The following is a 13145-nucleotide window of genomic DNA, read 5'->3' as shown; positions in this document are numbered from 1 at the left end:
TAATTTTAGAATACCTAAAAAAACGCCAAATGAAAATTCCCGAAAACCATCAAACGGTTATGCCTTATTTGATCTTGAAAAATGCTTCCAAATTTATCGATTTTGCTCAAACTGTGTTTGGCGCAACCATTACCCATAAAACCTATCGTGTCGAAGAGAACTCCATTTTGGCTCATTGCGAATTACAAATTGGTGATTCTACTATTATGTTTGCTGATGCTACTGATAATTTTGAACCTCAAAATGCCAATCTATTCATTTATGTAGATGATGCAGATAAGCGATTCAAAATGGCGCTTGATAATGGCGCAACAATCTTGATGGAATTGAGTAATCAAGATTATGGCAGAACTTGTGGCGTCACTGATCCATTTGGGAATGTTTGGTGGATTACATCATTGCCTAAATAGCTTTAAGAAATGGATTTAGAAACATTGAAATATCCAATTGGTAAGTTTCATTTTCAAGAAGCTATCGATGAATCAAAAATTAAAGAATGGATTTCTGATATTGAGCAGATGCCAAAAGCCATAGAAGATTTGGTCAGGAATTTATCTGTAGAAGAATTGAACTTACCCTATCGTCCTGATGGATGGAAAATCAAGCAAGTGGTGCATCATTTAGCTGATAGCCATATGAATGCTTTCATCAGGTTTAAATTAACCTTAACTGAAGATTCACCAATCATAAAACCTTACCAAGAGGCAAAATGGGCTGAACTTGAAGATGGCACTTCTAATGAGGTCAGTGATTCGCTTCAATTATTAAAAGCTTTACATTCAAAATGGGCAACGCTATTGAAAACAATGAATGAAGATGATTTCAAACGAGTTTACGTTCATCCTGAACACAACAAACGCTTTCAACTGACAGAAGCACTCGCAATGTACTCTTGGCATTGCAACCATCATTTAGAGCACATTAAGCAAGCATTACATTTTAGAGGCAATTTTTAAAAAGAAAAGACCATCGAGCGATGGCCTTTTCAGAATTAATTTGGGTTAAAGCTATTAATCCAATATCAATTTATGGGAAGATGACCCGTTTTCTGTATTGATATTTACGATGTACAATCCTGATGCCATTCCGCTAATATCCATATTATTGACACCATTGCCAATTGATAATTTCTGTACCAGTTTTCCTGTCATAGAAACTATCTGAACATCTACATTTCCAACAACATTGTCGTTTATCACAATATTAAATTGTCCTCTTGTTGGATTTGGATATATTTTCAATACCGAAGCAGTTTGATTGAATTCATCAATTGATAATGCCACTTGAGATTCGTAAGCTCCAATATCGCGAGATGCTCCAAAAACAGGTTGCCCTATTTGGTCATCGAAGTTATCTCCTGGGTCTCCAGCGTCAAAAGCAGGTGAACCATCAAGCAATTGATGTGTCAAGGTTGTTCCACCATTATCCTGCAACGGCCCAACTACTGGGTCCACGCCCTCTAAATCATTCGCTTGCGGTGCAAACACATTCAAATCATCTGAACCAATTAAATTGTAGTCGTTTGAAGTCAAATTTCCTGAAACGTCAGTTCCTGAACCAGCAGTATTTAATGCTACAATCGAATTTTTAAGCGATACATTATTAACCGCATCAATTCCACCTCCAGTTGCTGCTGTATTTTGCGCAACAGTAACAGCATTTAAATCTAAACTTGCACCATTGTTCGTCAAACCTCCACCTGAAACAGTAGCTGTATTTCCAGAAATGGTACTTGTCATTACAGTCGTAATAGAACCTGTATTATTGTAAACTCCACCACCTTCTGCTGCAGAATTATTATCTATAGTGGAATTAGAAACCATCATAGTCGTACCATTTTGATTCCAAAGACCACCGCCTTCATTTCCAGCCGAATTTCCAGTGATTGTGCTTCCAACAAAATTAATTGTCCCAGACATTCCAGTAACGTGGAATCCACCACCATTACCCGGTGCTGGCGTTCCAGCTGTTCCATTCACATCGTTATTCGACATAACAGAATTCATAAAATCAAGTGTACCGTCAATCAATTCAATTGCTCCACCAGCTCTGTTTGCTGAATTGGAATCGAATGTTGAATTCGATACAGTTACCGCACCAGCAGTACTCAACAATCCTCCTCCAGAAGCGGATGCACCAGAAGCTACATTATTGGATACCACAGTTCCATTAGTGACATTCAAAGTTCCACCATTATTAAATATACCAGCACCACCATCATCTGCCGCAGCTCCAGTTGCAGTGTTTGCATCTACAGTAACAGCATCCAATGTCATAATTCCAGAACCATTCCAAAGTCCACCACCTTCTCGAGCAGCATCATTCATAGTTACTAGACCTCCTGTAATATTAGAATCGCCAGGGCCCGTAATATGCAAGCCTCCACCATTCCCTGGTGCAGCGCCAGTACTGTTTCCTGATAATGTCACATTGGTCAAGGTCAAAAGACCACCCATTGCTGAATTATCTTCAATACCACCACCAGCTCTTACTGCGGTGTTTCCAATTAATTCAGAATCCATTACAGTCAAACTTCCTAAATCATTCAATATACCACCACCAGAACCAGCAGCTCCAGTAGCATCATTATTCGTAATTACCGTTCCGTTTTGAACAACTAATGTTCCACCAGCGTTGAAAATTCCGCCACCGCCTTCGTTGGCCATTGCACCATTTGCTGTATTTCCATTAATGGTAACACCATCAACGGTCATAGTACCTGTACCATTCCAGAGACCACCGCCTTCTAATGAAGCAGTGTTTCCGTTAACGGTTCCACCACTAATCATAGAGTCATCACTACCTGTAATGTGCAAACCACCACCATTTCCTGGTGAAGCTGCTGTACTGTTACCATTCAAAGTGACATTAGTTAAGGTGTTCATTCCGCCACCAGAGGCAACTTCTATACCACCACCTGCTCTGATTGAAGTATTGTTGCTGATTTCAGAATCTGAAACAGTTAAACTTCCCATATCGTTTAGAATTCCACCACCAGAACCAGCAGCTCCAGTAGCATCATTATTCGTGATTACCGTTCCGTTTTGAACTATCACTGCTCCACCAGCGTTGAAAATTCCGCCACCACCTTCATTGGCCGCAGCTCCATTTGCTGTGTTGTCATCAATAGTAGTCGCATCAACAGTCATAGTTCCTGTACCATTCCATAATCCTCCTCCTTCAGAAGCTGCAGTATTCATACTAACTGTGCCTCCAATGACATCGACGGTTCCACTGCCACTTACGTGAAGTCCACCACCATTACCTGGAGCTCCTGCACCAGTCACAACACCAGTATCATTCGAATTAAGCATTACATTGGTCAAAGTGACCGAACCTGTTCCATTGGTTTCAATACCACCACCTGCTCTATTCGATTGGTTATCCATAATCGTAGTTCCATTTGCCATCAGCACACCAGATGCATTCAAGATGCCTCCACCAGTAGATTGAGCGCCATCAGCAATGTTGTTTATTACTGAAGTAGTTCCAGAAATGTTGACAGTACCACCTTCATTATAAATTCCGCCACCACCAGCAGCTCCTGGAACCATTGTATCATTACCTGAAGCAGTATTACCATCGACTGTATGATTCATAATTGTCATTACACCAGAACCATTCCAAAGACCACCACCTTCGTTGGCGGCAATATTATCGTTTGTAGTACCTCCAGTAATATTTGTCGTTGCTGAACCCGTCACGTGCAGACCACCACCAGAACCCGGAGAGGCTACTGCTGGTGCAACTCCTGCATTGTTAGAATCCAATGTTGCATCAACCAAATTTAAAGTACCTCCAGCCAATTCAATACCTCCACCAGCTCTATTGGCGCGGTTATCAACTATAGAAGCGCCTGTAACTGTCACAGTACCCCCAATACTTAAGATACCTCCACCAGAACCAGCTGAGCCATCAGCAATATTATTACTTACGGTTGTACCAGCTTCAACATCTAACGTTCCGCCATTGTTGAAGATACCCCCACCACCATCATCTGCACCGGCGCCACTTGCAATATTTCCGTCAATTGTTGTACCAGTTACTGTCATTGTTCCCAATCCGTTCCATAGTCCACCACCTTCACGTGATGCTGTATTTCCGCTAACCGTACCTCCAAATATTGTAGAATTGGCAGCTCCTGTAATATGCAAACCGCCACCATTTCCTGGAGAAGAGCTGGTAATGTTAAAATCTAATGTAACATTAGAAAGACTCAAAGAACCTTCTATAAGCTCAATGCCACCTCCTGCTCGCATAGAATTGTTGTAAGCTACCCAAGTATCATCTACGGTTACGTTTCCACTTGTACTAAATATACCACCTCCAGAACCAGCGGTGCCATCTGCGATATTATAAATTATTGCGCTATTTTGAATCATTAATGTTCCTCCATTATTGAAAACACCCCCTCCGCCATCATCTGCTGCAGAACCACTTGAAATATTTTCGCCTACTGTCATAAAATCCAATGTCATCGTTCCTAAATTGTTCCATAGACCACCCCCTTCTTGGGCTGCATAATTTTCTGAAACATTACTATTGGAAATATTTAAATTGGTAGTACCCGACAAATGTATACCCCCTCCGTTGCCAGGATTTGCCATGGAACCCAATCCAATATCAACCCCTGCTGAATTCTCAGTCAAGGTAATTCCTGATAAAGTTAATGTGCCATTTGAAGCATCTTCAATTGCTCCACCAGCTCTACTTGCATAGTTACCAGAAATTGTTAAACCTGAAGCAACATTCAATGTACCTCCTGTACTGTTGAAAATTGCACCTCCACGACCACCAGGTGTGGCAGCCATTGCTATATTTCCTGTTAACATAGTAGTTGCATCAACATTCAGAATTCCTCCGTTATTGAACAATCCACCACCACCAGTGATGTCTCCATTGGCTGTGTTACCAGTAATTGTTGTTCCATTTATAGACATTGTTCCAACGCTATTCCAAAGTCCGCCACCTTCAAAAGCAACATTGTTTGAAACCGTTCCTCCATTATAGACTACATTTCCAGCTCCTGTAATATGTAATCCACCACCATTTCCAGGTGCTGGGCCAAATACAGTATTTCCATCCAAAGTAAGGTTATTGAAAGTGTATGTTTCGCCTGATGCAGAAGCAATTTCTATTCCTCCACCAGCTCTCATAGCAGTATTTCCAGAAATAGTCAACCCATCAACATTTAGAGTTCCTGGTGACAGGTTAAAAATACCTCCACCAGAACCCAATGTTCCAGTTGCTGTATTATTCGTGATTGATGTTCCGTTTTGAACTATCAGCGTTCCCCCATTGTTGAAAATGCCGCCTCCACCATCATCAGCTGCAGGACCTTGCGCATCATTATTATCAATCATCATATTATTCACAGTCATTGTGCCACTTCCGTTCCAAAGTCCTCCTCCTTCTCGTGCTGCCAAATTTCCATTGGCAGAGCCTCCGGTAATCAAAGCATCTCCTGCACCAGTAATATGAAGCCCTCCACCATTCCCTGGAGCAGCAGTTGCCGGCGAAACACCAGTATTATTATTGTCAAGATTGACATTATTTAATGTGATGCCTAAACCTACGCCAGAATTATCCTCAATTCCGCCACCTGCGCGATTCGAAATATTTGATGTTATGGCACTGTTGTTTACAATCAACACACCTCCAACATCATTATAAATTCCACCACCAGAACCTGAAGCTCCATTGGCCACATTATTATTGATAGATGAATTGTTGATGGTAACAGCAGCATTCGCAATATAAATAGCACCTCCATTGGCCTCAAGACCATTGGTCAAAGTCAAATTATTGAGAATTACTGGTCCAGAGGAAATATTAAAAATTCTGCCGCTAGCATTTCCATTGATTGTGACAGCACCAGTAACCGTTAATTGTTTATTTATAAGTAGTTCACCCATCGTTAAGGTGATTGAAGTGACAGAACCATCAAAAGTTATGGTCCCACCTGCCGGAGTATCGGCAATTTCTTGTCTTAAAGTTCCATCGGAACCATCATCAGCAGAACTTGTAACCAGTTGAGCAAATGAATTTGTAGAGGTAAAAATTGCAAGATGTAATGCAATTAATAGAGTAATTTGTTTTTTCATAAAAAGTGTTTTTAGTTAAACAATATGTCCGAATGGGGAAAGACATCGACACTTACGAAAAACCTTCAATAGCGGTTTTATGAAAAAATTAACTTTAACAAAGTATTAACAATTTTAATTGATTATTTTTTAAAAACCAGCAACTGTTTTTAAACATATGTAATTATATAAAGCAATGAGGTAATGATAACGAAATTGACACTTACATCCTATCAGGAACATCAATACCCATAAGTCTAAATGCGTTCTTAATGATATTGGCAACTGTGGCTGAAAGACGAACTCTAAACTTCTTCTCGCTTTCAGTGTCTGCACCGAGAATCGATACATTCTGATAAAATGAATTAAATTCTTTCACCAAATCATATGTATAGTTAGCAATCAAAGCAGGACTGTAACTATCAGCTGCATTCTGAACAATCTCTGGAAATTGTAGAATCATTTTTAATAATTCCTTTTCCTTTTCGTGCAATGAAAAATTGTTTGCAATTGAATTTTCAGAAAAATTGATATCTGCCTTACGAAGAATGGATTGAATACGTGCATACGTATATTGAATGAATGGACCTGTATTGCCTTGAAAATCTATTGATTCTTTTGGGTCGAACAAAATTCTCTTTCTTGGGTCAACTTTTAAGATGTAATATTTTAAGGCGCCAAGACCGATGGTTTTGTACAAGTCTTGTTTTTCAGCTTCAGAATATCCTTCCAATTTCCCTAATTCTTGAGAAATTTGACCAGCCGTCTTTGCCATTTCATCAATCAAATCATCGGCATCCACGACTGTTCCTTCTCGACTTTTCATTTTTCCGGAAGGTAAATCCACCATACCGTAACTTAAATGGTATAAATTTTTTGCCCACTCAAAACCTAACTTCTGAATAATGAGAAACAAGACCTTGAAATGGTATTCTTGTTCGTTACCAACTGTGTAAACCATACCTCCGACATCAGGAAAATCCTTGGCTCGTTGTATCGCTGTTCCTATATCTTGAGTCATATAAACTGCTGTTCCGTCTGAACGAAGTACAATTTTTTCATCCAATCCATCTTCGGTCAAATCGCACCACACCGAACCATCTTCTTTTTTGTAAAATACACCCTTTTTTAAACCTTCAGCTACAAATTCTTTACCCAAAAGGTATGTTTCACTTTCATAATAAAGTTTGTCAAAATCAACTCCAAGATTTTTGTAAGTTTCATCAAAACCTTCGTAAACCCAACCATTCATTTGCTCCCACAAGGCAACAGTTTCTTTATCGCCTGCCTCCCATTTTTGAAGCATTTGTTGAGCTTCCTGCATCAAATTAGTTTCCTTTTTCAATTTTGACTTCAACTCTGAAAACGATTTTTCAAAATCACTAATCTTAACAAGCTCGTGAATTGATTTTTTAGCTTTTACATTTTTCATCGAAGTATATTCGTCAAATTGAGCTTTCAAATCATTAACTTCAGTGCTCATACGAGTCTGAAGGTGTTTATATATAAGAAAGTCATTATCAAATATATCTTCTAAAATTACTGTCACTTCTTCATTATTCTTTCTCTCAAAGATCACATAATAATTCCCAACCAATTTATCGCCTTTAATGCCAGCTGATTGAGGAGTTTCACCATTACCAAATCGCTCATAAGCCAACATACTTTTACAAATATGGATGCCTCTGTCATTAATGATTTGTGTTTTGTAAACCTTTTTACCAGAGGCTTTCAAGATTTCAGCCACACTGTAACCCAATAAGTTATTTCGAATATGACCTAGGTGAAGTGGTTTATTGGTATTGGGAGACGAATATTCAACCATTACTGCTTTTTCATTAGCAGTCGGAGTTTTCAAGCCATAGGAACTATCATTTTTTAAGGATTCAAATTGCTTTAGATAATATGAATCTGCAATTTCAATATTCAAAAATCCTTTGATGACATTGAAACTTTTGACCTCATCAACATTTTCTATCAAGTAGTTACCAATTTGCTCACCAATAGTAACCGGATTTCCTTTGAGAACCTTCAGCAATGGAAACACCACCAAGGTCAAATCACCAGTAAATTCCCTACGTGTAGCTTGAAACTCGAAAGATTCAACATCTACATTAAATATAGATTTTACAGCTTTTTTGAAATGCTTTGATAACGCGTTCTCTAGGTTCATTTTAAGAAATTTATTAAGGTTGCAAAGATAAGTTTTTTATCATAAGTTTGAGACAGCATTTTTATTGAAATTCCTCTTGAAATATGAAAAATTTAGTCCTTATATTTTCACTTTTAACATTAATTTTTAGCTGTAGCAATTCTGATAATTCTTCAGATGACACCCAACCACAACCAGATCCTCAACCAGATGCTACCTTCTATAAAGGGATGGATCTATCATTTCAATCTGAATTGGAAGACTATGGCGTGGTTTATAAAGACAGTAACGGAAATCAAGTTGAGTTGTTGGATTACGTGGCGAACAATGGCACTAATTTAGTAAGGTTAAAGTTGTGGCATACGCCTCAAAACGGACAAAATGGTCTTGCCGATGTAAAAGCTTATGCGCAACGTATCAAGGCAAAAAATATGGATTTTCTCCTTGATTTTCACTACAGCGATTATTGGGCCGATCCAGGGACTCAAACACCACCATTTGCTTGGCAAGGAATGACCCTCGAACAGATACAGGTTGCAATCTATACCTATACAAAAGATGTAGTGCAACAAATGAAAAACCAAAATACCTTGCCGAAAATTATTCAGATTGGCAATGAGACGGACAGTGGGTTTTTATGGGATTATGGTCGTGTTTGGGACGCTTTTGATAATAATTGGCCAAATTATGCTGAATTGGTTAGTGAAGCAAGCAGAGCAATTAGAGAAGTAGATACTGATGATAGCATAAAAATTATGCTGCACCATTCCAGTGTTGAGAATGCTGTTTACTTCTTTACGGAGCTTCAGCCATTCAATATTGACTTTGATGTGATTGGACTTTCTTATTATCCTCAATTTCAAACTCATAATCTGAACTTGGTTAAATCAAAAATCAACACTTTGGCCTCAACCTTCAATAAAGAAATATTGATGGTTGAAGTGGCCTATCCATTTACGCTTCAGTGGGATGACAATAGCACTAACTACATAGGAGATAGCAGTCAAATTCTTTCAGAATTCCCTGCCACACCACAGGGACAAAAAGATTATTTTGAATGGCTCGTTGATGCCATCAAAGATATTCCAAATGATAAGGGAATTGGTTTTTGCTATTGGGCACCAGATTGGGTGGCTTTTTCTGGAAACGAAGCAACTTCAACAAACGGCAGTGCGTGGGAAAACCAATGTATGTTTGATTTTGAGCACAAGGCGTTGCCAGTTTTTGATGTTTTCAGGGCCGACTGATGTTAACTTGATTTTCTTCCACCCAGAAACCCTAATACCAATGCCGCCAAACCAAGACCAATGGTAATATAGGCATCATTGTTGTCTTGTGCCTCAAATTCGGCTACGCCGATATCCACCGAAGCTTCAGGAACTATCACTTTGTAAACTCCGTAAGCAATCAACACAACTCCCACAACCATCAAAATAGTTTTAATTGTTTTGTTCATATATTTTAAATTTAGTTAGTATCTAATATGAATATAATGAAATATTCTTCAAGATTTTAGAATAAATCACAATACGCTGATTATTAATATTTTAACCCAGAACTTACTACTGAATTGCATTTCATCGACAAAAGCGTCGTTTTTCTATGATTTAGGTCATTCATCGAGAGTTTTTTTAACCATTAAAAACGGTTGTTCACTTCGTCTAAAATATTGGCATTAAAACCCAAAAATTAGATTAATAAAGGACTTTTAACCATTTTTGAAAAGCTATTAATCAAAGTCCCAAATGTTGATGATACCTATTGAATTTACATTCACTGTAGTGTTATTGTATTTTGTGTATTCATTTTTCCTCTCCCTCAAGGCAAGATTTCGTCACATTGGCATTGCAATTTTTAAAACGAATTTCCTCGGATGAAACAGTTAATTGTTTTAGCTGCTTTTTTTTCTGTGCTTATTGGTTATACTCAAACCAATGAGATAGATAGTCTCATCCTAAATTTAGCCTACCAAAAACAAGATTCAACCAAAGTAGACACGTCGCTATATCTGATTCAGGCTCTCTACGAAGCTAATGAGCCGAAAAAGGCAATGCAGTTTATTGAAGAAACGGAACGTCTTGCCAAATCTCTTAATTACACCAAAGGATTGGCCGAAGTTAATTATTACAAAGCGCGAATATATTCTGATAAAAACGACTATTATAACGCCATCGACAACTACACAAAATCAAAACAGTTTTATCAGAAAATCAATGATACTTTAGGCATTGCCAAAATCAACAATAGTATCGGGTTGATGGAAATAAGTCGCGGTAACTACACTGCAGGTTTGGAACATTCTTTATCAGCCATAAAAATATTTGAAGAGAAAAACTTGCGAAAAGATTTGAGCCTTGCTTATAATAATTTGGCAGAGGCATATTACAATACGCAACAAGTTGATAAGGCTCTCGAATTCAACTTTAAAGCATTGAATGTTAGAGAACAGTTGCGTGATAGTTCTGGAATGAAAACTTCCAATAAAAATATTGCAATGCTATATGCTATGCGTAAAGAGCACAGAAAAGCGATCGAGTATTATGAAACAGTTTTAAGTTTATTGAATCCGGAGAAAGACAAGGCGTTAAGAGGAGAGATTTTGCCAAAAATTGGCGATCAATATTTGAATTTTAAAGAATACGATAAGGCTGCAGAATACCTGATTGAAGGACTTACTTATAATCGATCCATTAAAAACAACGAAGGCATCTTAAGAGCATTGAATTCTGTAGGAAACCTTAATCTTCAACAGAACAAAACCAAAATAGCAGAATCGCAAATTCTTGAAGCGAGGGAGTTGGCAACATCATCTTCAGATAAATATGAAGTTTTGAAAAATCTGAAGTTGTTAGTAAGTCTTGATTCTACAAGAAATAAATATCAAAGTGCCTTTAAATGGCAGCGAGAATATTATTCATTAAAAGATGAGCTTGAGAAGCAAAACCAACCGAAACTGCCTGTAAATACTGACGCTATTTCGACTAGCGAAATTTTCAATGATGGAGTAAATAATGACCTAAATAACTCGAATGTTGCAAATTCCGAAGGTGGGATTGAATTAAAGAGACTTAAAGTCATTTCGTATATTCTGATTGCTGCCTTTCTGATAGTTTCAACCATTTTACTACTTATTTATTTGAAGCGTAAAAACACAATCAAATATACTGAAGAGCTCGAGGCCAAGAATGAACAGATTCAGAAACAAAATGAAGCTATTTTGGCGCAAACACAACATCTTGAAGAAATCAACAAATCGAAAGATCGACTGTTTTCAATTGTGTCGCACGATTTGAAAGATTCTATTTCTTCGATCAAAGGTTTTCTGGATTTGTTGAAGGAAGATAGCATCTCAAAGGAAGAATTCAACGAATTGATTCCTGAATTGAGTGAGAATGCCAATAACGCATCACTGCTCCTTTACAATCTCTTGAATTGGTCTAAATCTCAAATGCAGAATTTGGAGCCAAATCCTGAACTTTTCAATATTCAAGAGGTTTTCAGCAATAAATTATCCTTGGTGGAACCTAAAATTGAGCAAAAACGGATTGTTTTGATTGACGAGTCGCAACGTGATTTTGTCTTTGCTGATAAAAGTATGATAGAAATCGTAATTCAAAACTTGATTACCAATGCGGTAAAATTTAGTAGAGTTGGTGATATCATTACGATTTCAAACAAAGATCAAAATGGAAAATCCTTGATTTGTGTTGAAGATACTGGTGTTGGGATGTCTAAAGATGTACTCAACAAATTGTTTAAGGGCAACAACTTTACCACAGTAGGAACCAAAAATGAAAAAGGTACTGGTTTAGGCCTTACCATTTGTAAAGAATTGGTAGAACTAAATAAAGGTAGAATTTGGGTAGAAAGCACACAAAACGTAGGCAGTAAATTCTATGTGGAATTACCCAAAGCCGAACCAGCGACGTAACTATTTTTTTGGCAAAAATACTTCTGCCATCATACAACGTGCACTTCCACCTCCACAGGTTTCAATAGTTTCCAATGAACTTGATAATATCCAACAGTGCTTTTCTATTTGAGCAATTTGAGTTTTAGTCAAACTGTCGTGAGCAGCTTTGCTCATTACTAAAAAACGCTCGTCATTTTTTCCTCTAACCTGAAGCATATTCCCAGCAAATTGATGCATTTGCGATTCAGTAATCGAAATGATTTCTTTGCCATCTTTTTTCAAATGTTCAGTAACATTTTTTCGCTCCTTTTTGTCATCAATCGTATCTAGACAAATAACCGCAAAGTTCTCGGCAAGGCACATCATTACATTGGTGTGGTATATTGGCAATCGTTCTCCATCTACAGTTTGATTTGCCGTAAATACTATTGGAAAATAATCAAAATCCTCACAGAATTCTATAAATAACTCCTCATCCGCTCTAGGAGATAACGCGCAATAAGCCTTTCGATTTACACGGTCTAGCAACAAGCTACCAGTGCCTTCAAGAAAAAAACCTTCGTCTTCTGCACTAGTATAATCTACGATGTTTTCGATCAAAAACCCCTCTCTCTCAAGTCTTTCGAGTAGTTCTTCCCTTCTTTCCTTTCTTCTGTTTTCGGCGAACATTGGATAAAGTGCAACATCGCCATTCTCGTGAAAACTCACCCAATTGTTAGGGAAAATAGAATCTGGAGTATCCATCAATTTATCATCATTTTCAACAATAACGTTCACTCCAACCGCTTGTAATTTTTCTACAAAAGCGTCAAATTCAGCTTGAGCTTTCGCATTGATTTCAGTGTTTTTGATATCCAAATCCTCCTGAAAATAATTGTTTACAGCTGTTTGTTCGTTCATACGGAAAGCCACAGGACGAATCATTAAAATGGTATTTGTTGTTTGATGCATATGACTAGGGATTATTGACTGCAAAATTAGTTTAAATTGATTAAGT

The 13145-nt window shown here is 37.8% G+C and carries 8 protein-coding genes; 4 read left to right on the top strand and 4 right to left on the bottom strand.

What is annotated here, in order from left to right:
- Positions 1-29: 29 nt before the first annotated feature.
- Together M0G43_RS15565 and M0G43_RS15560 are read left to right on the top strand one after the other, a co-directional pair.
- Positions 30-410 (top strand): VOC family protein, encoded by a 381-nt coding sequence (locus tag M0G43_RS15565; RefSeq protein ID WP_248028062.1) that lies wholly within the window; start codon positions 30-32, stop codon positions 408-410.
- Between the two features lie 9 nt (positions 411-419).
- Complete coding sequence (locus M0G43_RS15560) at positions 420-956, top strand: YfiT family bacillithiol transferase (protein WP_248028060.1); 537 nt, start codon at positions 420-422, stop codon at positions 954-956.
- Positions 957-1010: 54 nt separating this feature from the next.
- Here the strand turns inward: M0G43_RS15560 and M0G43_RS15555 are convergent, their stop codons facing one another.
- Positions 1011-6104, bottom strand: a complete 5094-nt coding sequence (locus tag M0G43_RS15555) for a beta strand repeat-containing protein (protein WP_248028058.1) — start codon at positions 6102-6104, stop codon at positions 1011-1013.
- A gap of 202 nt (positions 6105-6306) precedes the next feature.
- Positions 6307-8256 (bottom strand): arginine--tRNA ligase, encoded by a 1950-nt coding sequence (gene argS / locus M0G43_RS15550; protein WP_248028056.1) that lies wholly within the window; start codon positions 8254-8256, stop codon positions 6307-6309.
- Positions 8257-8339: 83 nt separating this feature from the next.
- Here argS and M0G43_RS15545 point away from each other — a divergent pair, with 83 nt between their 5' ends.
- The gene (locus M0G43_RS15545; RefSeq protein WP_248028053.1) at positions 8340-9482 is read left to right on the top strand and encodes an arabinogalactan endo-beta-1,4-galactanase; all 1143 of its coding nucleotides are present in this window, start codon (positions 8340-8342) and stop codon (positions 9480-9482) included.
- A 2-nt stretch (positions 9483-9484) separates the two neighbouring features.
- On the opposite strand, the gene M0G43_RS15540 is transcribed toward M0G43_RS15545, so the two are convergent.
- Entirely contained in the window at positions 9485-9691 is a 207-nt protein-coding gene (locus M0G43_RS15540; RefSeq protein ID WP_248028051.1) for a hypothetical protein, read from the bottom strand.
- Positions 9692-10108: 417 nt separating this feature from the next.
- On the opposite strand from M0G43_RS15540, the gene M0G43_RS15535 reads away from it, so the two are divergent.
- On the top strand, positions 10109-12166 hold the full coding sequence (locus M0G43_RS15535; protein ID WP_248028049.1) for an ATP-binding protein: 2058 nt from the start codon (positions 10109-10111) through the stop codon (positions 12164-12166).
- Here the strand turns inward: M0G43_RS15535 and ctlX are convergent, their stop codons facing one another.
- Positions 12167-13099 (bottom strand): citrulline utilization hydrolase CtlX, encoded by a 933-nt coding sequence (gene ctlX / locus M0G43_RS15530; protein ID WP_248028046.1) that lies wholly within the window; start codon positions 13097-13099, stop codon positions 12167-12169.
- Positions 13100-13145: the final 46 nt, after the last annotated feature.

It is taken from the genome of Subsaxibacter sp. CAU 1640 (assembly GCF_023156585.1).
GTDB lineage: Bacteria > Bacteroidota > Bacteroidia > Flavobacteriales > Flavobacteriaceae > JBPOFM01.
Note: the sequence above shows the minus strand (reverse complement) of the source record. Positions and strands in the feature narration are given on the sequence as shown.